This window comes from Mesorhizobium sp. M2A.F.Ca.ET.046.03.2.1 (assembly GCF_003952425.1).
Classification (GTDB): domain Bacteria; phylum Pseudomonadota; class Alphaproteobacteria; order Rhizobiales; family Rhizobiaceae; genus Mesorhizobium.
On record NZ_CP034449.1, the window covers coordinates 1,302,609 to 1,328,800 of the forward strand.

20 protein-coding genes and 8 pseudogenes are annotated in these 26,192 nt (G+C 59.1%); 8 read left to right on the forward strand and 20 right to left on the reverse strand.

Translation table 11 applies throughout. From position 1 onward, the window contains the following. Positions 1 to 9: 9 nt before the first annotated feature. From EJ072_RS36585 to EJ072_RS06285, 4 genes and pseudogenes are all read right to left on the reverse strand, one after another. The gene (locus tag EJ072_RS36585; protein ID WP_348639285.1) at positions 10 to 276 is read right to left on the reverse strand and encodes a cold shock domain-containing protein; all 267 of its coding nucleotides are present in this window, start codon (positions 274 to 276) and stop codon (positions 10 to 12) included. 774 nt (positions 277 to 1,050) lie between these two features. Continuing rightward, positions 1,051 to 2,043 carry an adenosine kinase gene (locus EJ072_RS06275; RefSeq protein WP_126078987.1) on the reverse strand — a complete coding sequence of 331 codons (993 nt, stop codon included), beginning with the start codon at positions 2,041 to 2,043 and terminating at the stop codon, positions 1,051 to 1,053. Positions 2,044 to 2,141: 98 nt separating this feature from the next. Next, the gene (metK, locus tag EJ072_RS06280) at positions 2,142 to 3,308 is read right to left on the reverse strand and encodes a methionine adenosyltransferase (RefSeq protein ID WP_126078988.1); all 1,167 of its coding nucleotides are present in this window, start codon (positions 3,306 to 3,308) and stop codon (positions 2,142 to 2,144) included. Between the two features lie 55 nt (positions 3,309 to 3,363). Then, positions 3,364 to 4,552, reverse strand: a pseudogene (locus EJ072_RS06285) (aminotransferase class I/II-fold pyridoxal phosphate-dependent enzyme). Positions 4,553 to 5,847: 1,295 nt separating this feature from the next. Between EJ072_RS06285 and EJ072_RS06295 the strand changes: the two are divergent. From EJ072_RS06295 to queC, 4 genes and pseudogenes are all read left to right on the forward strand, one after another. Next, a complete protein-coding gene (locus EJ072_RS06295; protein ID WP_126078989.1) occupies positions 5,848 to 6,168 on the forward strand; it encodes an iron-sulfur cluster assembly accessory protein in 321 nt (106 codons plus the stop codon). A gap of 26 nt (positions 6,169 to 6,194) precedes the next feature. Further along, a complete protein-coding gene (locus tag EJ072_RS06300; RefSeq protein ID WP_126078990.1) occupies positions 6,195 to 6,653 on the forward strand; it encodes an iron-sulfur cluster assembly scaffold protein in 459 nt (152 codons plus the stop codon). 288 nt (positions 6,654 to 6,941) lie between these two features. After that, the gene (locus EJ072_RS06315) at positions 6,942 to 7,184 is read left to right on the forward strand and encodes a 6-carboxytetrahydropterin synthase (protein ID WP_126078992.1); all 243 of its coding nucleotides are present in this window, start codon (positions 6,942 to 6,944) and stop codon (positions 7,182 to 7,184) included. Between the two features lie 4 nt (positions 7,185 to 7,188). Further along, positions 7,189 to 7,910 (forward strand): annotated as a pseudogene (gene queC / locus EJ072_RS06320) (7-cyano-7-deazaguanine synthase QueC). Between the two features lie 367 nt (positions 7,911 to 8,277). On the opposite strand, the gene EJ072_RS06325 reads toward queC, so the two are convergent. After that, the gene (locus EJ072_RS06325) at positions 8,278 to 8,646 is read right to left on the reverse strand and encodes a hypothetical protein (RefSeq protein WP_126078993.1); all 369 of its coding nucleotides are present in this window, start codon (positions 8,644 to 8,646) and stop codon (positions 8,278 to 8,280) included. On the opposite strand from EJ072_RS06325, the pseudogene EJ072_RS06330 reads away from it, so the two are divergent. Further along, positions 8,568 to 9,645: pseudogene (locus tag EJ072_RS06330) on the forward strand (IS256 family transposase); the annotation flags it as partial. The gene EJ072_RS06325 and the pseudogene EJ072_RS06330 overlap by 79 nt on opposite strands. Before the next feature lie 157 nt (positions 9,646 to 9,802). Here the strand turns inward: EJ072_RS06330 and EJ072_RS06335 are convergent. Together EJ072_RS06335 and EJ072_RS36590 are read right to left on the reverse strand one after the other, a co-directional pair. Next, complete coding sequence (locus EJ072_RS06335; protein ID WP_189343230.1) at positions 9,803 to 10,318, reverse strand: DUF2285 domain-containing protein; 516 nt, start codon at positions 10,316 to 10,318, stop codon at positions 9,803 to 9,805. Between the two features lie 1,193 nt (positions 10,319 to 11,511). Continuing rightward, positions 11,512 to 11,692: pseudogene (locus EJ072_RS36590) on the reverse strand (IS91 family transposase); the annotation flags it as partial. A gap of 3 nt (positions 11,693 to 11,695) precedes the next feature. Between EJ072_RS36590 and EJ072_RS36595 the strand changes: the two are divergent. Beyond that, positions 11,696 to 11,886, forward strand: a pseudogene (locus EJ072_RS36595) (IS110 family transposase); the annotation flags it as partial. Positions 11,887 to 11,947: 61 nt separating this feature from the next. Here EJ072_RS36595 and EJ072_RS36600 read toward each other — a convergent pair. The 5 genes and pseudogenes from EJ072_RS36600 to EJ072_RS06360 form a co-directional block, all read right to left on the reverse strand. Then, a pseudogene (locus EJ072_RS36600) lies at positions 11,948 to 12,061 on the reverse strand (transposase); the annotation flags it as partial. After that, positions 12,033 to 12,119 (reverse strand): hypothetical protein, encoded by an 87-nt coding sequence (locus tag EJ072_RS37490; RefSeq protein WP_292278680.1) that lies wholly within the window; start codon positions 12,117 to 12,119, stop codon positions 12,033 to 12,035. The gene EJ072_RS37490 and the pseudogene EJ072_RS36600, both read right to left, overlap by 29 nt. A gap of 63 nt (positions 12,120 to 12,182) precedes the next feature. Beyond that, positions 12,183 to 12,587, reverse strand: a complete 405-nt coding sequence (locus EJ072_RS36605; protein WP_245467218.1) for a hypothetical protein — start codon at positions 12,585 to 12,587, stop codon at positions 12,183 to 12,185. Between the two features lie 582 nt (positions 12,588 to 13,169). Continuing rightward, positions 13,170 to 13,514: pseudogene (locus EJ072_RS06355) on the reverse strand (transposase); the annotation flags it as partial. A 181-nt stretch (positions 13,515 to 13,695) separates the two neighbouring features. Beyond that, positions 13,696 to 13,929, reverse strand: a complete 234-nt coding sequence (locus EJ072_RS06360) for a helix-turn-helix transcriptional regulator (RefSeq protein ID WP_126078995.1) — start codon at positions 13,927 to 13,929, stop codon at positions 13,696 to 13,698. Between the two features lie 117 nt (positions 13,930 to 14,046). On the opposite strand from EJ072_RS06360, the gene EJ072_RS06365 reads away from it, so the two are divergent. Continuing rightward, on the forward strand, positions 14,047 to 14,328 hold the full coding sequence (locus EJ072_RS06365; protein ID WP_066993458.1) for a DUF2285 domain-containing protein: 282 nt from the start codon (positions 14,047 to 14,049) through the stop codon (positions 14,326 to 14,328). Positions 14,329 to 14,596: 268 nt separating this feature from the next. On the opposite strand, the gene EJ072_RS06370 is transcribed toward EJ072_RS06365, so the two are convergent. Together EJ072_RS06370 and EJ072_RS06375 are read right to left on the reverse strand one after the other, a co-directional pair. Continuing rightward, entirely contained in the window at positions 14,597 to 15,346 is a 750-nt protein-coding gene (locus EJ072_RS06370) for a LuxR family transcriptional regulator (RefSeq protein ID WP_126078996.1), read from the reverse strand. A 475-nt stretch (positions 15,347 to 15,821) separates the two neighbouring features. Next, a complete protein-coding gene (locus EJ072_RS06375; protein WP_126078997.1) occupies positions 15,822 to 17,378 on the reverse strand; it encodes an aldehyde dehydrogenase family protein in 1,557 nt (518 codons plus the stop codon). 771 nt (positions 17,379 to 18,149) lie between these two features. Here EJ072_RS06375 and EJ072_RS06380 point away from each other — a divergent pair. Next, complete coding sequence (locus EJ072_RS06380) at positions 18,150 to 19,067, forward strand: LysR substrate-binding domain-containing protein (protein WP_245467219.1); 918 nt, start codon at positions 18,150 to 18,152, stop codon at positions 19,065 to 19,067. A gap of 376 nt (positions 19,068 to 19,443) precedes the next feature. On the opposite strand, the pseudogene EJ072_RS06385 reads toward EJ072_RS06380, so the two are convergent. From EJ072_RS06385 to EJ072_RS06410, 6 genes and pseudogenes are all read right to left on the reverse strand, one after another. Then, positions 19,444 to 19,661, reverse strand: a pseudogene (locus EJ072_RS06385) (CoA transferase subunit A); the annotation flags it as partial. 61 nt (positions 19,662 to 19,722) lie between these two features. Beyond that, positions 19,723 to 21,048, reverse strand: coding sequence for an aspartate aminotransferase family protein (locus tag EJ072_RS06390; RefSeq protein WP_126078999.1), 1,326 nt, complete (start codon positions 21,046 to 21,048; stop codon positions 19,723 to 19,725). A 19-nt stretch (positions 21,049 to 21,067) separates the two neighbouring features. After that, entirely contained in the window at positions 21,068 to 21,391 is a 324-nt protein-coding gene (gene fdxA / locus EJ072_RS06395) for a ferredoxin FdxA (protein ID WP_126079000.1), read from the reverse strand. Positions 21,392 to 21,435: 44 nt separating this feature from the next. Then, positions 21,436 to 22,809 (reverse strand): hypothetical protein, encoded by a 1,374-nt coding sequence (locus tag EJ072_RS06400; RefSeq protein ID WP_126079001.1) that lies wholly within the window; start codon positions 22,807 to 22,809, stop codon positions 21,436 to 21,438. Positions 22,810 to 23,618: 809 nt separating this feature from the next. Continuing rightward, positions 23,619 to 24,611, reverse strand: a complete 993-nt coding sequence (locus tag EJ072_RS06405; protein ID WP_126079002.1) for a GlxA family transcriptional regulator — start codon at positions 24,609 to 24,611, stop codon at positions 23,619 to 23,621. A gap of 296 nt (positions 24,612 to 24,907) precedes the next feature. Next, positions 24,908 to 25,909, reverse strand: coding sequence for an FAD-binding oxidoreductase (locus EJ072_RS06410; RefSeq protein WP_210211633.1), 1,002 nt, complete (start codon positions 25,907 to 25,909; stop codon positions 24,908 to 24,910). Between the last annotated feature and the right edge of the window lie 283 nt (positions 25,910 to 26,192).

Sequence of the window (26,192 nt, forward strand, 5' to 3'; positions counted from 1 at the left end):
TCCCGTGTCTCATTCGAAATCGAGCCCGCTGCCACCTCCTCCCGGCAGCGGGCTTTTTCTTTGTCTAAGACGCGATTTCGGTCTTCGACCAACGCATGGGTCTAGCGAGCGGATGCTCCGACCCTCCGGGCCTTTCTTGCCCTGCCCGCATTGGACAAACACCTTCTGACCCTCCATCAGCGTGCTCAGTCCTGAGCGGGTCAGCCCGGTGGCATGAACGAAGATATCCTTCTCACGGTTTTCAGGAGCAAGGAAGCCGAAGCCCTTTTTGCGGATTGTACCACTTTACCGTGCCCTCGCTCTCCAATTGGGCACTCGTCCGGCGGCGGGCTCTCCAGCGCTACGCGTACGTAGCTGAGTTTCGCGGTCTGATTACCGACCTCCAGCACTTGAGAGACGGTGACCTCTTGGACCTTCTCCCAGTGTGGCCTTGAGACGCGTTTCTTCGGAAACACCGGGCTTCCCGGCCGCCTGCAGCACGCGGATGTGTCTCTATGCCCTCGGGCAATTTGACAAAGCCAAAACCCTCGCCGGTGCTGAACAAGATCACGTCGGCGTCGACAGCTGGTGTGGTTACGGTGGCGAACGCAGAAATAGCTTGGCTCGGAAGACCGTTCCGCAAAAGAAACCGTGTCATCGTCATAGCGATGCCGGCTTGGCTCACGACGGTGCTTATGTTTGCTCATGATCGTCCGAGTGGCTTGAACAGCGCACTGCGCTCCCGGCAAGATAATCTCAATCGGGCGATACGTTCATTTCAATTCACGAGTCGGCCGCTTACCCGCTGTATCGCACGGCCGACCTGTTGACACACGAGGTCGACCATCGCGGGTGAGCAAGATATGCAACGGGTCGAGCTACTGATCCGAACGCTTCCCCATATCGCACGGCAGAAGGTTCGCACTGGAGGGCGATACTCACCCTTTTCCATCGTGGCATGCCCCCGCGGCTGCTTCTCACGGGGATGCGCATCCGACATTTCGATTAAAGCGCACCGCTCCGCACGGTCCGCAGGAGGGGAGACGGGCAGCCCGTCGTTGAACCGCCCGGCTAGATCGACCCGGCTTGCTCGGCTTCCTGACGCAAACTCTGGCGCGGGCGAGGACCGATCTGCTGGATCACCAGCCCGGCGGCCAGCGAGCCGAGGTCGCCGCAATCCTTGAGGCTGCGCCCGGTCGTGTAGCCGTAAAGGAAGCCGGCGGCATAGTAATCGCCGGCGCCGGTCGTATCGACCAGTTCCTTGATCTTCGTCGCCTCGATGATGACGGTCTCGTCGCCGCGCACGATGACCGAGCCTTTCTCGGAACGGGTGACGGCAGCTATTTTGCAATCCTTGCGGATGGCGTCGAGCGCCTCCTCGAAGGAAGCGGTCTGGTAGAGCGACTTGATCTCGTGGCTGTTGGCAAAGACGATGTCCACGGTGCCTGAGCGCATCAGCTCGAGGAACTCGTCGCGGTAGCGGTCGACGCAGAAGGAATCCGACAGCGTCATCGACACCTCGCGGCCGGCCGCATGCGCCAGTCTTGCAGTCTGGCGGATGGCCTCCTTGGCGCGCGGCGGATCCCATAGATACCCCTCGAAATAGGTCACCCTGGCGCCGGCGGCCTTGTCTGCCTCGACATCCTCCGGGCCAAGCTCGACGCAGGCGCCGAGATAGGTGTTCATCGAACGCTCGCCGTCGGGCGTCACGAAGATCATCGAGCGCGCCGTGGGCGGCTGGCCTGTAAGCGGCCTGGTGTCGAAGGCCACGCCCTGGGCCTGGATGTCGTGCGTATAGATCTCGCCCAGCGCGTCATTCGACACCTTGCCGAAGAAGGCGGCCCGTCCGCCGAGGCTGGCGACGCCGGCGGCGGTGTTGCCGGCGCTGCCGCCGGAAGCCTCGATCGCCGGCCCCATGCGGCTGTAGAGCAGTTCGGCGCGCCTGGCGTCGATAAGGTTCATCGCGCCCTTGATGATGCCGTTGGTCTCGAGAAAAGCCTCGTCGCATTGCGCGATGATGTCGACAATGGCATTGCCGATGCAAAGCACGTCATATTCCGGCATCAAAATCTCCGCCCAGAACCCACCCGGCTATCTGGCATGCCGGCCGGGCCCGGGTATAGCGAGTTGAAATGGATTGCCGCATTCGCTTGAAACGGCCCTCACGCAGCCGCCGGTCCTGCTTCACGCAGCAATTCGTCGGCTCTGTCCGTCTTTTCCCAGGTGAACTCGGGCTCTTCACGGCCGAAGTGCCCGTATGTCGCGGTCTTGCGGTATATCGGGCGTAAGAGATCAAGCATCTTGATGATGCCTTTCGGTCGGAGATCGAAAAGCTCAAGAATAAGGCGCTCGATCTTTTTTTCCTCAATCCTTGCGGTTCCGAATGTGTTGACCATGACAGATACCGGACTGGCCACGCCGATCGCGTAAGCAAGCTGAACCTCGCAGACCTCTGCAAGGCCGCTGGCAACGATATTCTTTGCGACGTACCGCGCCGCATAGGCGGCCGAGCGGTCAACCTTGGATGGGTCCTTGCCCGAAAAGGCGCCGCCGCCGTGACGCCCCGTTCCACCGTAGGAATCGACGATGATCTTGCGTCCCGTGAGGCCGCAGTCGCCGGCAGGCCCGCCGATCACGAACCGCCCTGTTGGGTTGACCAGAAATCTGATCCCCGTCGTATCCAAGTAGGGCGGCAAGAGCGGCTTAATGATCTCCTCAATGACACCTTCGCGGACTGTTTCTTGGGAGACTGCCTCGTCATGCTGCGTCGACAGGACTATGGTATCCAGCGCCACCGGGCGGAGACCCTCGTAGCGTACGGACACTTGAGATTTCACATCCGGACGCAGCCAGCCAAGCTGTCCCGTTTTTCGGACCTCTGCCTGTCTTTTCGTCAAACGGTGAGCGAGTTGGATCGGCAATGGCATCAATGTTTCCGTCTCGTTGCATGCGAATCCAAACATGAGGCCCTGATCCCCTGCCCCCTGCTCGAGATCCTGCCCTCGTCCTTCGTCAACTCCCTGGCTAATGTCGGGCGACTGCTCGGTGAGAGCCAGAACGACGGCGCAACGTCGACCGTCAAAGCCTATGGCATCGTCGTCATAGCCAATATCGAGTATCGTATCGCGGGCAACCTGGCTGTAATCGATCTGGGCATGGGTGGTGATCTCGCCAGCCAAAACGACCATCCCTGTCTTCACCAACGTTTCACAGGCGACGCGCGCCTTCGGGTCGGTCCGGAGAATGGCATCGAGGATGGCATCTGAGATGTTCTTGTCGGGGTGTCCCGCGCCGACGGATTCGGAAGAGAACACGAACTGCCTGGTCATGTATGCCTCGCTTCAAGTGTTGGGGTTAGCTGAGGAGTTTATGGACTGGGGTGGCTTATCGGTCGGTGATGCCGGGGACCTCGAACGCAGTGCAGAAGTTTGCAACCTTTCTTCGTACGCTCGCATGAACCTCCTGGTCATCGGGCTGGCGGCAGACCGAGTCGATGAAATCGGCGATTTGCGCCATCTCCGTCTCGCGCATGCCCATGGACGTCACCGCTGGTGTCCCTAAGCGAATGCCGCTTGTGAGCGCCGGATGCCGCCGGTCGCCCGGCACCATATTGCAGTTCGTAATGATGCCTGCCCTTGCCAGGCGATCGGAATACGCTTTGCCTGACAGCGGCCGGTTCCGAAGATCAACGATCAGCATGTGATTGTCAGTGCCCCCGGTGACGAGTTCATAACCTCGCTCCAGAAGCGCCTGGGCCAGAGCCATGGCGTTGTTGACGATCTGCTGACCGTAGATAGCGATCTTCCTTCTTCGACAGAATAAAGCCTCGACGGGGCCCACGGATTGACTTACGAGACGTGCTGGTGACGACGTCGCAATGGGCCACGGGATTCGGATGCGCTCCGGCGACAATAAGGCCGCTGATGTGCGCAATGTCGGCCACAAGATAGGCGTTCGCCTCCGCAGCGATTTCGGCCATTGCCGCGTAGTCAAAAATACGTGGATAAGCAGTTCCGCCGACCCAAATTAGCTTCGGGCGTTCCCGCTTGGCTGTCTCGCGCAATTGGTCATAGTCAATTTGCTGCGTCTTTTCGTGCAGCCTGTACGGGACTCGCTGATAATCGGTGCCGTAGAAGTTGACCGCCCAACCGTGCGTCAGATGGCCGCCTTCGGGTAAAGGCAAGCCCATGACTTTGTCACCGGGGCTCAAAAGCGCGCGATAGATAGCCTGATTGGCCGGGGAGCCGGAATATGGCTGGACGTTCGCGTGTTCACAGCCGAATAGCGCCTTCAAGCGCTCGATAGCGACGTTTTCAAGCTCATCGACGATCTCGTTTCCGGCGTAGTAGCGCGCACCGGGGTATCCCTCGGCATACTTGTTGGTGAAAATCGACCCGGTCGCTTCCAGCACCGCTGAGGAGGCAAAGTTCTCGGAGGCGATAAGTTTGAGGGTTGTCCGCTCCTGGCGCTCCTGTCTTAGAAGCAGTTCGTGAACGCGGCAATCGACCGCGGCCAGGCTAGCCCGTCTGTTGGTATCGGGCCGCGCGATGGCGCCGTCGGCGGAGTTGTCCATGATAGTTGCGCTCCAGTTGGTTCTACTATTCCACGATCAAGCAGCAGTCCCGTTGGACAACACGTCTTGAACCGCCTCGAGCCGCTCCAGGTCCAGCTTATGACAGCCATCGTCGTGGGGGAGGAGAACGACCAAGAATTGAACCAACGCTCCGTCCTTGCCCCCTGCATTGAGATGATATGAGGACCAAGGACGTTGTCCGTTGCCGCAAAGAAATTCGGCTCTGGCCAGCAGCCGGACATGTCGTGCAACGCGCTCCGACGAAGATCGAGAATTTCCGCTAGCTCGAAGACAGTCAGGTCGGCATGCGCGCAAAGGCCCAGGATCCGAAGGCGATCAAGGTGTGCTGCTGTCATTAGGCGATCGACAAGCATCAACATTGGTAAGCACAACGCCTAACAATCGAACCCTGGTCCTGCTGGTTTTGTCATTTCGCGCCCTTCGCAACTGCTGTTCGGCGGCGGACAATAAAAGGACACCAGATTTCTGCCGCCACTCAAAGTTGTGGTGACACTACCACTGACATGGATTTGCGGCCGCAAAGATTCCATGAATTTCTTTGAAGGATCTGTTGCAACGTCTAAACAAGAACGCAACGAGATTGGCGAGGCGCTTGTAAGTCGGCAAGCTGGCGAAACGCTTGGCCAAAAGGTAGGCGATCGGCGCCACCTTTCACCAGGCGACGTTTTAAGCTGCATGGTGCACCTAATCCGCCATCCTTGATTTCGTGTAACAGAAGATCGCAAGCCGTCATGCCGACGTCAGCGCCAACGAGCTTGCGAACAGAGCTCCACCGCGTCAGATCGAGCGACGCTGTTCCCTAGGCGACCGTTGGCCCACCTCCTGGCTTCACGGTACCTATAATGCCTCAGTCGGCCTCGCGAGGTGACGGCCGCGCTGCAGGCCACGGTCCGAGCACGCGAGTGGTGTTCGGCACCCACCAGGTGACGCAGACTGCGCCTGCTTCGAGAAGGCGCAATCGAAGCGGCTATCAACCCGATGTTCGCACCGCACTGTGTGGTGACGATGGCGGCTTTTGGAGCGCAGCACGACTGAAATGTTCCCATCCGGTTCACATTCATATGATCGAAAACGCAGGCTGGCTCAGGCGACGACATTGGCGATCTGTCCGATGCCGCTTTTTGTACGCAAGGTTTCACTCAGTCGGACATCCGACAAATTGTTGGATGTGAGACAAGGGGCCAAATCAGCAACCCCGTTGTTTTTAATCCAATTTCCTATCTGGCACGTTCTGTGCAGCGTGGCTTGCGAACGCATAAGCAAGAAGATTGTCCATGATCACGCTCACTGAAAACGCCGTCGCCGCCGTCAAGGCCGCGCTTTCCCGCGCAGACGAACCGGCAGAAGGCTTTCGCATAATGGTCGAGGCGGGCGGCTGCGCCGGCCTCAAATACCAGATGGGCCTGGAAAGCGTCTCTCGCGAGGGGGATGCCATCATGGAGGCGAACGGGGTCAAGGTGTTCATCGACTCAAGCTCCCAGCCGCATCTCGCCGGCATGACCGTTGACTTCGTGACGAACCTGGAGTCCTCGGGCTTTGTCTTCGACAATCCCAATGCGCGGGACAAATGCGCCTGCGGCAAGTCCTTCGGCTAGGCGTCAGAACGACAAGGATCGGCGCCGTGCGGGATGATACCGACAACGTCTACCTCATCAGTGACAAGGTCTATTTTATCAACCCCAACAATGTCGGCGCTTTGGACATCCCCAAAGCGGCCGGCAATGTCGGCGCAGTCGCCTATGGCGATGGGCTCAAATTGACGATGGCTTTCGACCGTAAGACGCAAACGATCTTCGCCGCAACGTTCCAGACCTTCGGCCGCGGCTCGGACATAACCGCTTCCTCGCCGCTTGCCGAGTTCATCGTCGGCAAGACCATCGATGAAGTCCTTCAGATCACCGATGAGCACATCGCGGATTTTCTCGGCGCCATGCCGCACACTACATACTCAGCGCTCGACCGCCTCATTCTGGAGCGCGGCTTGCGGCTGATGAGCGAGTTCTTCCGTGCTGTGAGGCAGGCTTTCGAGGAGACGCCAGGATTCTCACGCCTGGTCCTCGTCAAGGGGTCATCACCATGAGCGACGTGATAGCGGCATTTCTTGTGGTGATAGGCTTCGAGGAACCAGAGATCCTTCCCCACCGCTTCCACCCGCCGAAACCTGATCCCGCGTGGAGTTCGGACGTGTTGGTTTTCCGCATCGGGCCCCGACGGTGGAACGAGCTGCAAAGCATGCGGCGGTACATTTCCCACCTTTTGCCGCGTCTCGTAAGCCGGCAGAAATGTTCCCTTGCTCGCTCCAAGGCCGCTTAAGCAATGTCATATGCGGTCAAGGAAATTTTCTACACTCTTCAAGCTGAAGGACGAAATGCCGGGCGGGCTGCCGACAGACAAGGGCTTTGTCATCGATTTCTTCGATGTTGAGGCTGTGTTCGGACCGCTTCTGCAACGTCTCGACCATCAGTATCTGAATGAGATTGTGGGTCTCGAAAATCCGAGCGCGGAAAACATTGTAGTCTGGATCTGGAACCAAACCAAGCCGCTTATTGGCCAGATGTGCTCGGTAACGGTCTATGAGACGCCGCTGTGCTGGGTTGAATACGAGGGTTGACCTGATGCAACGAGATTCGGGAACCGCACTCGTCCTATTCTCCGGCGGGCAGGATTCGACAACCTGGGCGCTGGAGAACTTCGAGCGCGTCGAGACAATCGGCTTCGCCTATGGGCAGCAGCACCGGATCGAGCTCGATGTGCGGCCATACCTGCTCGGGCGCATTCGAAAAGACTTTCCGGCCTGGGGTGGACGACTAGGCGAGGACCACATGATTGACATGACCGTGCTCGGCCAAATCAGTGATACCGCGCTCACGCGCGACGCCGAGTTCGCAGTGAACGCGAACGGTCTAGCAAATACCTTCGTGCCTGGCCGCAACCTTCTGTTCCTCAGCTTTGCGGCCGCGATAGCTTACCGGATCGGCGCCAAAACACCTCGTGATCGGCGTGTCCGAGATATCATTTCGGCTACCCGGATTGTCGAGATGACGCAGTTAAAGCGATGCAACTTCCCCTGAACCTTGGAATGGAGACGCGTTTCGTCATTCACACACCCCTCATGCGGCTGGACAAGGCGCAGACCTGGGCGCTGGCGGATTGGCTGGGTGGCGAGCCGCTGGTGAAGCTCATCTGCGAAGAAAGTCACGCCTGTTATAGCGGAGACCGCGAGCATCGACATGGCTGGGGTTTCGGTTGCGGGACCTGCTTCGAGTGTAATCTTCGCGCAGCAGGATGGGAGCATTCCGATCCCGCAAAGAGGCACCCTTGGCCTCCGGTGAATTGACGTGAGCGCCCGGATCCAGGCCGACGGTGGCAATCTGTTCCGTAGATCGTTTCCTTCTCTTGTGGTGTTCAGCACGACCAGGTACGCGCCTACGATGCCGTTTCGAAGGGGCTGTTCCATACCATCGACCTTGATGATCTTCGCCGTTCCCGTGGTGCGTTGGCAGCAAACATGGCGAGCAGGCTGCCGTTGTTATGCTTGATCCCGGTCGGACTGAGCGTGGAGCGTACTGCCGAGAAAAAGGAGGTTGTGGTTTCGGCGAGAGGCGGTTGATGCCGCAGTCTGCCCTTATGTAGAGATCGTCCATGCACGTCCATAACAAGCATGGCCGCACCCATCGGCATCATTGAAGCGACGAATGACGACCTCATCGGCAATCGATGCCGGCGCCTGCGTAAGCCGACGCGGCGCAGGCGCCTGCGGCGAAGCGATGTGCGGGTATCCCTCCCTGGCCTACCTCGGCCCAATCAAAGGATTCCTGATACCCGTCAATCGCGCCCTGCAAATGCGGCCAGTAGAGCACCTTGGCGGTGCTACACCGGTAATAAACCAGTTTTGCTTTGAGAAGGTGCCTCTCTTGCTTGCCCGCAGCGAATATCTCCGGCAAAAATTGGCTGCAGCGCGTCGCGCTCAGCGCTGGCTGGGCGGAGCTGGTCCGGGTTGCGAAGCCCAGCGAGCGCGGATCGTCTTGGACGATGTGGTGATCAGCCGCGGTTCTTGAAGCGCCAGGATTCATGTCCGATTTCGATAATCTGTGAGCTGCGGGTTCCGCAGGACCGGCAAGGGCGCTTCTCCACCGAGCTGTTTGAGCGCTAACCAGCGTTCCGAACGCGCCTTGGTGGCCACCCTTGCGGAAATGACGTGCAGGGCGTATTGACCCGCAAGGTCAAGGCGATCACCGAGGACTTGTGCGGCCATGTCTTCTCGGCCTCGTCGATCTCGGCCATCGACAAGCGGCTGTACGAGAGCCTGAAGGCCTTTGCCAAGCGGCCGCTGCAAGAGCCCCTTGCCTATCTCATCCTCGACCCTCGCTGCGAGAAGGTGCGTGAAGCCGGCATCGTCACGAGCCAGGCGGTGCTGATTGCGCGTCGGCATCGACTGGGACGGGCGGCGCCAGCTCCTGGCTGTGGAGATGGCCAATCGCGAGAGCCGTTTGGCCTGGAAGGACTTCCTCGTCGGCATGAAGGCGGGCGGCCTGAGGGGCGTCGAGCTGGTCGTCTCCGACGACCATGCCGGCCTGGTCGCGGCGATCGGCGAGGTGATCCAGGAAGCGGCCTGGCAGCGCTGCTACGTGCACTTCCTCAGGAAGGGACTGTCAGGAATGCGCTCGACCATCTGCCGCGCAAGCACGCCGATGACTGCCTGCAGGAGTTGCGCTGGCTCTATGACCGGCGCGATCTCGCCGATCCCGCCGCGTGGCTGGCCAAATGGTCGGCGCGCTATCCGCGGCTGATGGCCTGGGGTGGAAGAGAGCATCGACAGCACGCTGACTTGCTTCCGACTGCCGCGTCAGCACCACAAGCATCTCAAGTCAACCAACAAGCTGGAGCGCCTCAACGAGTAAATCCGCCGGCGCACCTATGTCGTACGCATCTTCCCCAACGCCGAAAGCTGCCTGCCCCTCGTCAGGGCGCTGGCTGTCGAGACCAACGAGAACTGGATGGAGGCCAACCGCTACATCAACATGGACGACCTGCGCGAGCACAAGAAGCTCGCTCTACGCCAAGCCGCATGACCAGCAGCATGGCCGCCCCTTTTTGCAGAACTTGACGCACACAACCCAAACAGAGCGCCCCCGAAGGCCCGTTGGCTGCCATGTCGACCAGGCCAATCGGTGGTGACGGTTCTAGCTCCGAACGATTCGCCGGTGACGCAGGGCGGACTCTCACTTTTTAAAGGAGGAAATCTCTGTACCCTCCGTTCATGAGCCAGCGGCCGCGAGAGACGGCGCGGCGAATGCGGTCGCGCAGATGGTTGCGAGGATCCCTCCAGTCGGCATGGACGCGCAGTTCACCAACCAGCGCTTCGGCGAGCTCGCGATGTGACGCTCCAGCAAGTGAACCGTCGAGCGCACGAAGAACGAAGGTCAAACGGGGACCGCGTCTTTCCGTCGGAAACAAGCGGGCGGGCAGGTGTTGACCCAGACTTAGAGCATTGAGGCACTCGAGCGCCCTCAGGCGGGGCTTCGAAAGCCTTGCTGGCCAGATCGCCTCGGTACGGAGGCAAACAGAGTGCAAGATGTCCGCGCCAGAGACGGCGAGCTGGAGCGTATGCTCCACATGGCGAAGAAGAACATGCTGGCTTTTGTCGGGCGACAGCACCACCGTCGCAGCACATGGCAATGCCGAGAGATCGAACGGCAATGTCGCCCACGATGCTGACAGCTGTTCTGCGATGACCGGCAGCACATGGACGCACCAGATTGGAGACCAGAATACGAGCGAATTTCGCCCATAAGCCTCGGCGAAACAGGACACCCCAGCGCGACAGGTCGCCGGCCGACGCGACCACCTCGAGAAAGGGGTGGTAGGACAAAGTTTTAGTCTGCTGGCTTGCAGCGGTCACTTCACGCCGAAATGCTGGATTGCGGCGCAAGAACTCCCAAGCCCATTCGCGCGGCGTCAGACCTGAGGTGTAATCGTATGATCTTTCATCGCACCAATCAGCCGGGCCTGTCACGAGAACTGTACGCACGACTGTGCTCCCGTGCCCGCCCCCAGGGAGGTCGAAACATCATGCCGCTTGGCAAAGCGCCGTCGGCGAAGGCACCATACCTCGATGGAGGCATTTCGTCGAAGCGTGTACCATCGGCACTTACGAGGGCAGAAGACGCCCGCAAACAGCGAGCAGACGGTCGAACCCGCGCAGCGACAGCCAGGGCAGCCGGAGCACGCCAAGGGAGTCGGTTTGATAGCGGTGATCGGCTCCTGCGTGGCGTTCCATACGTTCCTTGAAGGCGCAGTGGCGTGGCGGTGGATTGCACGCTCATTGTGGGCAACTTGTCGTAGCGCCGGCGCTATTAACTCAGTCATGGCAGGTCTCCTAAGGGGAAATTTCCGCCATTGGAGGCCAAGTTTCACGCCATGGCAGCCTGTATAGTTGTACAGGTTAAGCCGACTGTTCAGTCGAACGCAAAAACGACTTTCGAGGCGAGCAATCGCTCCTTTGGGTGGTGCCCACGGCAGCTGTTTGCGAGCGGCATGGAGATGGAGCGCGGCCAGGCTCCGCCTGTCGCGGCGGCAGGCGATTGCTCCAGGCAGAACTTGCCACGCCGCACTGTCCGTGGTTTGCGGGCAGCCAATGCGCGGCGTCAGCAAAACATCGCCGACCATTGGTCGTCTCGCATAGAAAGTCCGCCGAGCCGGAGCTCCCCTGTCTCCAGACCATATCGTACCTTGACCGGCGGCTCGCCAGCAGCTGAATGCCCTACCGGCCACTGCCATGTGTTTGCCCGATGCAGCTTGCTCGCGTGATCGACAGACTTCAGGAATACGATCGAGGGACGAGCAGCGAAGGTTGCTGGCAGGGCCTTGATAACACCAGGCAATAAGCAGTGCCCCATTCCTTGTCCTCGGATCTCCGCTTCTTTCCAGCTCGCGGCTAAAACCGCAGGCGCAGCCAGCTCGAGATGCCTGGGACCGGCGGCGATTGTGCGTAGCCTCTCGGCGGCCGCTTTGAACAGGATCGTGTAGAACCATCGCCTTGTTCTGGAAAGCGATCGCGGCGACCTCGGCCGGCCGCGTGAACACCACATGGAAGTAGGCAACCGGCAGCAACTCGTCCGTGTCGTCATGTCTCGTGCGCTGCGGCGCAAAGATGTGCTGGCATTCTTCGAGCGTCTACCGTCGTGCATATCGGCATCGAAGCATGCGGCTCGGATCATCATTGGGCTCGCGAACTGGCAAGTTTTGGCCGTGACGTGCGGCCGTTGCCGCCAGCGTATGTGAAGGCCTATGTGCGTCGCCAGAAGAACGACGTTTGCGTTGGAAGAAGAGGACCGCGTGAGCGCCGACAACGAGCAGCTTGCGCAGATATCGGTTTCCCATCTTGGATACTCGCCCCGGCCGCTCCTTTCCGCCTGATGAACTTTGCCGGGGCGTTAGCCCAAGGAAGGCCGCGAACTCACGCGAGCCCGAGAAGGGCGGAGATATCCTGGATACTTGCGACAAGCGCAGAGGCGGTCGCGGGACTGATGCCGGGAACGCTCATCAGACGGCGCGGGTCTCATCGGCTCTGGCGAGAGCCAGAATGGCCTGATCGCTTTGTCCGATCTCATTGATCGAGTTCGTTCAGCCGACGCACGACAGGCAACAGCGCCGAGCGTACGATCGCCGGGATCATGTCGTTGCTTTCCATGATGAGAACCGCCAGAGCACGAACATTGTTCGGTCCCTGCGCGGCGATGATCCCGATCTCGACCAGATGGCTGCGCAGGGCATTGAGCATTTGTGTACGCTGTGCCACCAAAAGTTCGCGCACCTTTTGGCGCATGAGCGCAGCCTGGCTCTCGACCGATCGCACCGGTACAAAGCGCATGGAGGGCCGCGTCACCGCCTCGCAGATGGCCGCTGCATCAGCATGCGCCCGGCGATGGCTTTTGGCTCGCACGTCAGTTCGGCTACGTTCCTGGCAGCGGCGCCAGATCGTCACGTGTTCTGAGCTTAGACCGGCGATCATCGGTCAGCCGGTCGACCATTTCCATGATGGCTTTGGCTAGGGCATCGGCCTCATGGGTCGAACTCAGCCGTCAGAGTAATTGCGTTTTTCCCTAGAGTGGCCAGCCGGCGCGCATTGTCTCGCGCGATAGCAAGAGCTGACATCAGAGCGCTGTTCTCAGGCCCGGCTTTGAGCTCGAGCAGCGTGATCTTCACCGTCGGCTTGCATCGGGCTTCAGCTTAAGCGGATCGGCGCCGCAGCCGTAGACCATCATGAGATCGGCCGAACGACAGTAGCGGACGTTGGCGGAAGTAGCGAGCAACTGACTCTTGGCTCAGAACGCGGGGGTCCGGCCGATCGAGAGGTCGGTTGTTCATTCTGATGATCGCGCATGGGTGGAGGCTGAACTGAAGGACGTCGGTGATCAAGCTCTGATGCGCGGATTGGTTTCCGCATTCCCGATTGTGCGTCCGGGGCTGTTCTTATCTTACCGCGGGCGTCGGTCGGTCGATCTGCCGGCCACAAAGCGTCTGACGGGCATTCCCCTGCCGTGGTCCCGCCCCGCCCATGAGCAAAGGATGTGTGTCGCCTGCAGTGACTAGATCAGGTTGCGTGCTCCTCCCTGGCAAAAGCCCATATGAAGCCGACCAGTTCGCGGGCTATAGCCGTGCAGACCACTGTCGTCTTCTTGCCTCGTGCGCTCAACATTCGATAGCGGGCCGTCAGTCGGGCCTGCGCCTTCCATGCGATCTCTCTCACCCCTGGCGGCGCCTGCTTCCGTCGATACCGCTTCTTCGCGCCGACCTTCGGCGCATGCGTATAGGTCCATGCGCTCTCAACAAGCATATGACGAACGCGGCCATTCCCTGCCTTGGTAATGCCGCCCCGTCTGACTGTCTCTCCGGTCGACCGCTCACCAGGAACAAGGCCAAGGTAATGCTCTATCCGGGATGCCGCGGCGGGCCTAGAGGGGAGTGCCGCCAGCCTGCGCCGCCGGGAAACGCCCAACATAGAAGAGCTGCGCGGCTCTGACGAGGCAGGGAGCCGAATGGCTGAGACCCCTGAGCTTTGCCTTAGAAAAGCGGCTCATTCGCCGGCAGCCGTTGCGCGGCGAAGGCACCGACGCTAGCTATGACCGTAGGCTCAACAGAATCTCGCAAGGATCCGCCTCAAGCACCACAGTTACGTCGAGAAACTCAATGATATCGAGACGCCGCTCTCCACCCTCATACTTGGCCACGAAGGATTGCGGCCGGCCAAGCTTCTCGGCCACCTGAGCCTGTGTCATGCCTTTGGCCTTGCGCAGCGATATCAACCGGGCCAGAAACCGCTGGTGGCGGGCAGATCGAAGTGTTTTGGGCATGTAGGCGAACCGGTGAGGTAAAGACCGGCTCAGCCACTAATCCCGGTTCCGGATTATCCCATTTTGGGATATGCTGTCTTGAATCCAGCTATCAACATCCGAGGTTCGGCGGCAGAGATGAATCGATCAACGGGAACAGATGGGACCGAAAGCTCGGCACTGCTCGATCAGGTCCCATGGTCAGACAGCATCACGAGCTACGACAGGCAGCATTCCACTATTTACCTGCGCATCCTCGACGCCTGCGCCGACGATGCCAGCGTAGAGGAAATGGCGGAACTCATTCTCGGCATCGACCCCGTCCTTGAACCGGTGCGCGCGCGCAAGGCTGTTCGCAGCCATATCGACCGGGCGAACTGGATGGTAACGACCGGCTACAAGGAACTATTCGGCGGCTGACGCACGGCTGGAACTGTCACGTTTTCCGGCAAGTAACTCACGACAGTCACCGTTCCTGAGCGCACGGCCGGAGAGATGCGCCGGATGCGGTGGCGGAGGTGATCGCCAGTATCCGTCCAGTCGGCTTGCACTCGACTTCCCCAGCATTTCAGCGATCTCGCGATGTGAAGGTCCGGCAGGCGATCGGTGGATGCCCCGAAGAACGACGTTTAATCAGGGCCAGGCAGCACAAAGGGCATTGATGCACTCAAGCGCCACAGGCGACGTTTCAACGCCGCCGCGCACATGAAGCTAACTCGTCAGTGAAACCGAAACCCGAACGGGCCAGGCGCCCAATTGCCTGCCGGGTGGTCGTCACCCCAAGCTTCCGGCGAGCGTTGCCCAGATGAAAGGCGGCGGTGCGCTGTGTGATCCCCAGGATGCAGCCGATCTCCCAATCGGACTTGCCTTGTGCTGCCCACTGTAGGCACTCATATTCCCGCGGCGTTAGCAAGACACCCTCGATCATTCGATCGGCGGACAGTTTGCGGCGAACGAACATATGAAAACAGGTCGCTATATACGGGAGACCTTCTTCGTGGCGTGCTGCGGCGCGGAAAAATACGGCGTCGGGCTTGTCAGCGGCAAACGTTATCGCTGCAAAATTTCCTCGGCGGTCAATAATCGGGATCGTCATGCCGCAGCAGATGCCAAACTGCGCCGCTTCTTCGAAAACCTGAGCCGCTGCAGGCTCCTCGCCGCTCAGATCGGATCCCCAACGAAACGGGCATCCGCCACGGCGTGCACGCACAATGACCGGGTCGACGATCTGATACCGGTTCTCAAGATAGCGTTCTGTCCAGGGCGCCGGATAATTCGAGATCAGCGTGGGTTTGTCATCAGACCGGGGTGGCAAGGAAAGGTAAGCAAAAGCGAGCAGATCGAGTCCTGATGCGACATCGTTCAGGGCGTCGCGGAGATCCGTCTCGTCGACACTTTCTGAAAGCCGTTCCAAAAATCTCTCGAAGACAGTCTGCATGTTTGCCGTTCAGCAGCTTTCTCGACCTTCCGGCATCGGCTCACGCTAACATCACGCGGCAGCGGTAGGATATTGACAAGTGTGCAAGAACACTGCCGCGCACGACCTGCGTAGCCGGCGCTCCAGTGCCTCAGACATGGAAAATTGCAGGGTTGTCATAGTTAATGTATGTGATGGACGTCATCTAGACTAGGTTCGACATAATCCATATTGCTGCTCCCAGCGTATTAACTCGAAGAAGCGAGTTCACGATCCGGCGTCTCAAAAAAGGCGCCCTGCCGGTCGGGAGGTAAATCGGCAGGGCGCGCCGCCATAGCGTCGCGGTCGTTGGGGAACCGGACGTCAGCGGCAAGAAGTGACATCTTTCGGGTTCTGATCAAATGCATTCCCAACACCCCCTCAGATGCCTATGAGCTCATATGCGCCGGCGATCTGGCGTATGGACACGACATAGGTGGGTGTCCCGTGGTCGCCTTCACGCGACGTCGAACTCTACGCCCTGGGCGAGAGGCAGTGAGCGGCCGTAGTTGATGGTGTTAGTGGCCCGACGCATATATGCTTTCCAGGCGTCCGAGCCGGATTCTCGACCTCCGCCTGTTTCCTTTTCGCCACCGAAGGCCCCGCCGATCTCGGCGCCGGACGGGCCGATGTTCACATTGGCAATGCCGCAGTCGGAGCCGCGGGAGGAAAGGAAGGTCTCCGCCTCGCGCAGGTCGCTCGTGAAGATCGACGACGACAGACCTTGCGGCACGGCGTTGTGCAGCCGTAGCGCCTCATCGAAATCGCTGTAGCCTATAACGTAGAGGATTGGAGCGAAGGTCTCTCTTTTGACCGGACCGGTCTGGCTGTTCATCTCAACGAGCGCGGGGCGGACGTAGTAAGCCCCCTCGCCGAAGCCGGCATCGACCCGCTCGCCGCCAAATATCGTCCCGCCAGCTGCCTTTGCGAGGGCAAGCGCCGCCTGCAGCGCGTCGAAGGCCGCCTTGTCAATCAACGGGCCGACGAGCTTGCCGGATTCGAGCGGATTGCCAACTGACACGGATGCATAGGCCTTTTTCAGCCGCGACACAAAGCTGTCGTAGACGCTTTCATGCACAAACATGCGCCGCAACGTAGTGCAACGCTGACCGGCAGTGCCCATTGCGGCGAAGGCAACGCCGCGCAAGCTGAGGTCAAGATCTGCGGTCGCGGTGACGATTGCCGCATTATTTCCACCAAGTTCCAAGATCGCACGGCCGAAACGGGATGCGACCCTAGGGCCAATCGCGCGGCCCATTGCCGTCGAACCCGTGGCAGAGATCAACGGCACTTTAGGATGGTCAACCAGCACCTCCCCGATATCGCGGGCGCCGATCAGGACGCTGCACAGCCCTTCCGGGACGTTTCCGCCCTCCTCTTGGAAGCGCTTGGCTGCGCGGTTGAACAGGGCCTGAGCCGCCAGCGCGGTCAGCGGCGTCTTCTCCGAGGGCTTCCAGACGATGGAATTGCCGCAGACAAGCGCAAGCGCCGCGTTCCACGACCAGACGGCGACGGGGAAGTTGAAAGCTGAGATGATGCCGGTCACGCCGAGCGGATGCCAGGTCTCCATCATCCGGTGCTCGGCACGTTCGGTAGCCATTGTGAGGCCGTGCAACTGACGCGACAGGCCCACGGCGAAGTCGCAGATGTCAATCATCTCCTGGACCTCGCCTAGACCCTCTGAAGGAATCTTGCCTACTTCGATGGAAACGAGGCGCCCGATGTCGTCCTTGGCCGCCCTGAGCTCCTCGCCAAATAGCCGGATCAGTTCGCCGCGCTTCGGTGCAGGCACCAGCCGCCACTCGAGGAAGGCCGAATGGGCGTTTTCAATAGCTTCATCGGCGGTTGCGGCATTTACGATCTTCAGGAGGGCGAGCGTTTCGCCCGAAATTGGGGATTTCACAACGAGCTCACCAGCCGCAAGGGCAGCAGCATCGACGCCGCAGCGACCGAGGATCGCCTCGACCTCGCGGCGGAGTGACGAATTTGTGATCTGAGCTGCGCGCGAAGTCATCGTGTTTCCTAACGTTAGGGACGGGCGTCGAAGTCGCGGCGACGGGTGGACCATCAGTGATCCGATCTCGCAACATCGCGGAATAAGCAGAAGCGCAGCGTCTGCGTCCACTCCGGGCTAGTTGCTGCGGGAGGGGCCGAAGCAGCGTCCTCCGCATTCGGCTATTTCGGTGACCTGCATGCGATCAAAGCATCATCTGGCCGGCCTTGATATCGACATTTGTTCAACAATCCATTCCAAATGGGAATGAGGAGCAAAATTGAAGCACCTTGACGGAAACAGAAGACAAAGCGCATTTCGTCATAAGCTTAGGTCGAGTGCGATTTGTCTGACGCCGAGGTTAAGCCGAAGGTGGCGATGCAGAAATGGAACGCGATCCTTACAGCGCGCGATGGTCTGTCGCTTACCCTCTAAATGAGCTTCGACGCGAGCTCGCGCAAAGAATTTCCTCATAGAAGGTAGAACTAATCCAGCCCGCTACAATGCGTTTGCGAAGCAACCTTGAGCCCGTAGGAAAGACGACTGTTGGGCTACTTTCGGAACTCTTTCTGCTGAAGATGCCGGTGCCGTAATCGAACGACCGATGAGCCATCTCGCCTGTGCAGGTTGGGGCTGCAACACACTGCGTTACATGGAAGAACTCCAGGCAGCGGTGCTCGGGGATGTTGCTTCGGGATCTTTCTATCCTAAAAACTCCCATTGAAAATGAAATAACTGAAATGTATTAGAGCAGCGGGAACTGTACTGCCGCTCATTGAAGGTGTTGGACCTGTGCAATCAATAGGTCACCGCAATCGTCCGTCCTATGCGCTTTTGCGCAGCTTTGAGTGCGCTGCGCGGCACGACAGCTTTACCCAAGCGGCGGAGGAGCTTCATCTTACGCAAAGCGCTGTCAGCCGACAAGTTAAGGAACTTGAGGAGATGATCGGTGTGACACTGTTTCGGCGCGTAGGCCGGCGCGTCTCATTAACCGAGGCTGGCAAACAGTTTGCGGCGGATCTGGCGGTCGATCTTGAGAACCTTAAGCAATCGGTCGTGCGGGCGATTGCCGCCGGCGAGCGAAATTCGACGTTACGTGTCGGTATCCTGCCGACATTTGCCAGTCGTTGGCTCATTCCCAGATTGGCGGGGTTTGTGAAAGATCATCCCAACATCGAAATCAGGCTAGAGACCCGAACCGTACCGTTCGACCTCACACGAGAGCGCTTCGACGTTGCGATACATTTCGGAAGAGCCAACTGGCCAGACGCGCGAATGAATAAGTTGTTCAATGAGGAAATGCTGCCAGTTGCATCGCCAACCTTCCGCGATGTGTACCTGATAACCGAGCCCGTTCGCCTCGCGGCTGCTCCGCTTCTGCACCTCATTACTCGCGAAAGCGCGTGGATTGACTGGTTCGCCCTTAAAGGAATCAGCGACAAGCGGCTGCTGGGCGGTCGACATTTCGATCAGTTTTCCATGATCATCTCGGCTGCCGCATCCTCGCTCGGTGCCGCGCTCCTACCCAAATACCTGATTGAAACGGAGCTCGAGCGTGGAATTTTGATCCCGCTAAGCGACACGCCTCTGAAGACGCACAACAGCTATTTTGTAGTCAGCGCAGCAGGCGACGTTAACGCCCAGGTAAACGCATTTACGCGCTGGCTGATCTCGACTGCACGGCGGACCATGACAATGGCTCGAACGTAGCTCCTCGCCATTGCACCGGCACGTTGCGCCAATCTCGAATTGCCCCTCCCGCCTGCTCAATCGCCATACCGGCTGGTCGCGGAATGCTTGCAAGTGTTCGGATCCGCTTGCGGCTCCCGCCTTCGCACCGAAAATCGTAACGTCGGCCGCAAAACTGGTTGTAAACAGCTAGCAACGGAAGTACCGACGTGAGCACGTCCCTCGTGAAGCCGTGAACCGGCGCTGCCAGCCCCGAACTCGAGCGTCGTAAAGCCTCGGGGTAGGTCTGGTTTCGTGGGGCACTTCACACACCCTCAAGCGCGATGGCAATGCCCTGGCCGACCCGATGCACATCGTTGCTAGCGCCAGCCGCGCGCCGCGCCCGGCGATTTCGAGCGTAAGAGAAGATGAGCTTTTTCGCCATCCCCAGCCCCACCATCTGGTCGTAGACCAGATCCGGCGTCATGCGGATCAGGGTCAATTCCCGTCGTCCCTGCCGGATCGCCTCGTGCGTCGCTGCATGCGGTATGAGATGTGTGAAACCCTCAAACGCCACGTTGTCACCGTCGAAAGGTTCTCCGCAAGGGCTTCGGCGAGAGAGCAGAACTTCAGCAAGACCGCGGCTCCGGGTTTGACTGTTTCGCGTCGCGCAAAATCCGGCTGCGAAAAGCTCGAGTTACAGGTAAGGCTTGATTTTACGCAGGGCGACGAGCACCACAGCCGCCATGTCATCGATGTCCTGGTCCGACATGGCAGTGGACAGGAAACCTGTGCCCGTTTCGACCATGAGGAGGCCGCCATCGAAAAGATGCCCAACGAATGCAGAAAGAAGCGCAGCTTTCTCCGGCGACAGGTAAGCCTGCCTGTAGTTCTCAGGCGCATCCGCGCATAGATGGATCCGAAACATCGATCCTCGGCCGGTGACACAAGCAGGCACGTCCGCTATCCTGATCGCCTCGCCGATTGAGCTTCGCGCGCGCTCGCCCAGTGCGTTGAGCTTCTCAACAGCTTCCCGGTGGTACAACTTCATTGCCGTGAGGCCGGCTATCATTGTGATTGGGTTTGCCGAGAAAGTGCCAGATAGCGGAAAAGGCGCCGGCCCATTTAGTGGGTTCAAGACTTCCATCACATCCGCGCATCCTGCAATGCCCCCAACGGGAAAGCCACCCCCGATCATCTTGCCTAAGGCGGTGATATCCGGCTGGACATCGTACCATTGCTGCGCCCCGCCGAATTTGGACCGGAACGTGATCACCTCGTCGAAGACGAGAAGCGCTCCGTTCTGTTCGGTCCAGCGTCTCAACGCTCGAACGAAGTCTTCGGCGGCCTGTATTACACCTATGCGATGGGGAAGCACATCGACGAGCACGCACGCCAATTGATCGCGGTGCTCGTCGAGGATCTTGAGGCCGCGCTGCACGTCGTTAAACGGGATCACAACGACATCGTCGAGTACTCGCTGAGGCGTTCCGCGAGATACCGCAACGCTGGACGGGCGGTCCGCCTGTCCCCAACTGTCCGGCTTGGCCGTCTGGCTTGCCTCGGCATAGTCGTAGAGGCCGTGATAGGCGCCTTCGACTTTTGCGATCTTCGGCCGCCGGGTGAATGCCCGCGCAGCTTTGAGGCTCGCCATGACCGCCTCCGTTCCCGAATTGACGAAGCGGATTCTCTCAAAGGCAGGATTACGGCTGCAAATGTACTCGGCATAATCGATCTCGGCTTCGGTCCCGACAGTAAAAGCGGTTCCTTTCCGCAGCTGCTCGCTGACAGCAGCAATGATCGGCGGGTGCGCGTGGCCGTGAATTAGCGACGCCACATTATTCGCAAAGTCGATGCGACGGACACCCTCTACATCGTAGACGTAGCACCCTCGCCCTCGCTCGACGTAGATCGGATGCGGTTTGCGCAGAATGGTGTTTCGGCTGCATCCGCCCGGCAAAACGGACTTGGCGCGCTCAAATAGGGCAGCACTCTTGGATATTCCCGAGTATATGGCGTCCATGCGGATCTCCCGATAGCGTCTAGCGCTCTAGATGGCTTAACTTGCCCTCTACTCCATCCCATGTGGCTGCATCGGGAAGCGATTCCCCGGAATCGGTTATGTTGGGCCACAACCGCGAAAGCTCTTCGTTGAGCTCCAGGAAGTGCCTCATATCTGCAGGCAAATCCGTGTCCCGGTAGATGGCCTTTGCCGGACAAACCGGTGTACAGGCATCGCAATCAATGCATTCGTCGGGGTGAATAACGAGGAAGTTAGGTCCCTCGTGAAAGCAATCGACCGGACACACATCGACGCAGTCGGTAAATTTGCACTTGATGCAGTTCTCGGTGACGACATAGGTCACGCCGGCCCCCATACCCGTTTGGAAATAGCAGATCGTATCCGCCGCTACTCCGCAGCTTGCAGGAATGCGGGCCTGATCCCGTACATGGAATAAAGGCCAGCCTCATCGAAGATAACGCGATCATCATAGCCGCCGAACCATATTGCATCCGGGTTTCTGCCGACGATTGTCACCTTGCACCGATCGCGTGCATCAGCGGCCGAACGCAGCAGCTTGAAGATAACAACGCCTTTTTCACCGCCAGGGACGCCCGGCACCGGCTCGTTGGTGACGGCCGCCACTTCGGTCTTGCCCTTGTAGTGGGTAATCGAAAGCCGCGCATGGGCCTCGACCCCCGACAAGCCCTTCTGCGATTCGTTCAGGATCTGCCACGCTCGTTCGATTGGCACATTGAACGCCTTATGCCCGACTATGTCGCGACCGCAGAAGAAGTAGTGATTGTTGATTCCGTTTCGGAGCATCTCGCGCTGCATGATCCGCAGCGCCTCGGCGTCGTCATTGATATCGCGAATAATCGGCGACTGATTGTGGATGGTGATCCATTCGCGCCGGGCAAGTTCCTTGACTGCAACCCGGGTTTCGGCGATCCATTCCAAGCCACCGCCAGGATTGTCGAGGTAGCCGCCATCCGGTGTCCTGCGGAGGAACTCGTCAGGATGATTGAAGTGCACCATCATTCGCAGGCTGACCTCCGGATAAGCTTGATGAAAGGCATCAAGCATCGCAAAGAAAGTCTGATCGAACCGCTGCGGATGGAAAGCCAACTCCTTGGTCCCGATGCGGATATTCTCGACGCCGGCTTCCGCGAGCCCGCCAAGCCAGGCAGCGATGTTTTTGTTCCCCAGAACCATGGGATCGCCGCCTGACATAAGAATCTCGCGAAGCTTTTCACGGCCGCTTTCTGGATGGAGGCCGCCATTCGCGGTTACCGCCCTGTTGTGCTCGCGAATGTATTCGACGATCTCGCCGAGCTGCGCCAAGCCCTTAGGAGCAACGGTCCCATCCTCGCGAGCGATCTCTTTGCGGCCGATCAGCTCCTCGCGATAGCAGAAGCGACAGTGAGCGGAGCAGGTGGACGCCACATACAGAAGACCAAGCTCATACTTGTGGATCAGCCCTTCGCGCGGGCTGTAGGTCATTTGCTTGCCCGGATCTTCGGCACCATCGAGATCGTAGGTTTCTTTCGGACTAGCTTTTACGAGAGTCTGCATGGGCCGGCTGTATTGCGCCTGCTCATAATAGTGCCGCGTGATCTTGATCGGCATCCGCACCTCCAGATCTCTCGGGGTGTCTTTCAACTCGAGAATCTGGTCGAGTTCTTCTTTGGAATAGAACCCCCGCATGTCCTGGGACACGTCACCGCTGGCGAATTTGGCTATGCCGGTGATGATCTGCCGGTCGTATTTGCCGTTGACCACTTTTCCCAAAATTCCTGCTCACGCTGCGAGGGCATGTATTTATGAACGGTAATCACGCCGCGCCTCCAAGGGTATTCAAGTCCGAGAAGACACAGCATGACGCCTGTCTCGCACCAACTTGTTGATTCACTTCCTCAGTGTTGGATGCCGCAGCCGGACTTACAAACGTATATTAATCACGAGTCAGTAACTTCTTCTCATGAGGACGGTCCTTGGTTCCTTTGGGACCGCAGCTGCGTTGGGGTCGGCGCCCGGCCAACGCGCATGGCGATGCCGTCGATTTCAAACTCGAGCACACTGGCGTCTCGGGTGGCTTTCCATCTTCGCTGTTTCGATGGAAGCCTAGTTGAAGATCCGGCGCTAGCACCGCCGCCGGGCACGAAAGCAAGTGAATTTTGTCCAACCGCAGTTGCCTGTTGCGCGCTTCGCGGCGCAAGGCGAAGACCTGCTGCGGCCTGAGATGATCGGCCGGCGACCTCGGAAGCCTTTGATTCAGCTCCAGCACAAGCCGAACTCCGATTCCAATGTAGAACCGGCACCTCACAGATCGAAACCACTCCCGAGAGTTGGTCCAGAAACACCGCTCTTAGGATCCGGGGCGGAATGGGCAGCAGCAGGCGAACGGATTTTGCGACATTGAGACAGAAGCAGACCTGACGCTCGAGGTGGCAGCAGAACATCTCGAAGCGCCCCGGTCGTCCTGCTGCTTTGGAATATGGAAGTCTTATTATTGCATCATTGCATCTCAACCTTCTCCAGTGAACGTCAGCTCGGTCGGCCAAGCGGTCGTGCCTCATTCCGGAAAAAATTCAGTCAGTTGAAACTGTTGCCCTGAGCTTGCTAGGCGGTTGACCATAAGCTTCACGGAACAGCCGCGAGAAATGCGAGAGGTTTTCAAACCCGACCTCCACGGCGATCTCAACTAACGGAACCCTGGTCTGCATCACGAGGCGCCTCGCCCTTTCCAGACGCACCTTTTTGTACGCAAGTGCCGGCGATATCTTTGTTTTCTTCATGAAAAGGCGCTCGAGTTGCCTCCGAGATAGTCCGACTGAAGCTGCCAGCTTGGAAATGGGGATTGTATTCTCAATGTGGCTCTCCATGATAATGAGAACCGCTTTGAGCCGCGGGTCGTCGCATTCGATTGAAAGGGGTCTGCGCGGCTGGATGTTTAAAGCCGAGCGCGCCTTCTCAATCTGCAGCACTTCGAGTGCGTTTCTCTCGGCCTCTGCACTGATATGACGTCTGACGATTGACGCCGCCATATCTGCCGCGCTGCTGCCCCCGGCGCATGATCCCCTGCTACGATCGAGATTGAATATACGGTCCGCCCGGACCTGGTGGCCCGGAAAGCGCTCGCGGAAGGTGTTATAGTGGAGCCAGCTCACACAGGTATGATGCTGCTTCATCAACCCAGCCTCGGCCAGGATGAACGTCCCTGTACAGACGCCGATTAATGGAACGTTCTTGGCTGCGACTCTCTTGAGATAGCTGACTGTCTCGTTGTCAACTGGAGATTCACTTTTTAGGAGACCGCCCACGACTACGACATAATTGAACTCAACAGGGTCCACGAAATCCGATGTCGGCGCGACCTGCACCCCGCAACTGGAGGGGATCAAGCGCGGGGTGCTCCCCAGAACCTGCCAATCGGCGAAAACCCTACCGGATTTGTCGGCCACGTCACTTGCCAACCTGAGAATGTCCACGAACAGCGCGAACGCAGAAAGAGTAAAAGAGCGGCCAAGGATGAAGCCAATTTTCAATTGGCCGCCCCCTGGAACTTCATTCGCTGACTTCATGACTGTTTTTTACGTAGTCTATCGGACCTGGAACTTCACGCCTTGAGCGAGCGTGTCGCGCATTTGATATGCACTGTACGTGAGCTGCGCGGCAGCGAGGCCCGCGAGGCCGAACGTACGGGTCAGTCCAAACCTAGTGAAGCTCTTTGGCACCGGTCTGCCCTCGGCTAGTGCTGCGGCGATTGTTTCACCCGCGACCGTGGTCGGCGCTATCCCATGCCCTCCGAATGCGACCGCATGCCATAGGCCATCAGCGGTGCGACCAATCTGCGGCATCTTGTGGCGCGCGTAGCTCATCATCCCCCCCACGCGTGATCGATTTGAACGTCTTTGAGCTGCGGGTACACGCGTTGAAGGTCACGCCGGAGTAGGCGCGCGATGGCGCCTGGATCACGGTTGAACACCGAGATTCGCCCTCCCCAAAGAATTCGTGTGTCCTGTAACGGTCGATAGTAATCGAACGCGAAGCGCGTATCATAGACTGCATGCGAAGCATCAATCGCCGCGGCAAGGCGGGCACCGAGCGGCTCAGTTGCAATCACGTAGGTCGCGATCGGCAGTATGGCTCGCTCGATTTGGGGTGATACGCCCCGCGTGTAGGCACCGCCTGCGAACACGACATCTTTCGCCCGCACCGCGCCTTCCGGCGTACGCACGACGAAGCTCATGCCGTCGCGCTCAATCGCGCAGGCCGGGGATTGCTCAAAGACACGCGCGCCCCCTTGCATAGCCGCTTGGGCGACGCCGAGCACGTACTTGAGTGGATGGAAATGAAACGCGTTGGCCTCAAATAGACCACCGTGATAGCGCCTAGTCCTCAACCGTGAGCGAAGCGCTTCCGTCGCGACCGGCTCCCATATGATGTCAAATTCTCGCTTCATCAGCGAGCGCAGTCCGTCCAGCCGAGACTGATCGTCGAACCAGTTTGCCAACATCACGCCGCGGTCGACGATGTCGCAGTCGATGGCGTAGCGAGCAATCCGCGCGCGGATCAAGTCGACCGCGTCGATTGTAAGCCGGTACAGGCGACGTGCCTCGTCGCGCCCGAGCGTGAGCAGCAGCTCGGCGTTGTCGAGGCTGTAACCGCCGAAGACGAATCCGCCGTTGCGGCCCGATGCGCCAAAGCCGACCCGCTCGCCCTCGAGAACCACGACGTCGCGCACACCGCGTTCCACGAGTCCGAGCGCAGTGCATAGGCCGGCGAGCCCGGCACCGACGATGCAGACCTGCGTGTCCAGTGTGCACGTCAGTTGTGGGTAGACCTGACGGGAAACAGTTGCCTCGTAGAAATTTTGCATTGGAATCAAAAATTTGGAGAAATCAGAAACCAGGAACCAGGAACCGGATGGGTCCCGAAGTAGGGGAGTCTGAACGTGTCATTTGCGTTAACCCGACGACTGGTGGCTGCGCTCTCGTGAGTGTGCATCGGTTTGGCAAGTCCCCGCCAACGAGCGACATCTTCGTCTTTCCGGGTACTCTGATGGCTGGATGACGTGCAATGGGACGCTAAGTGACTTCCTGTCTTCAGTGTAGAGATAAACTCCGCCCACCTTACCTCATGCATCGCACACCCTATTCTGC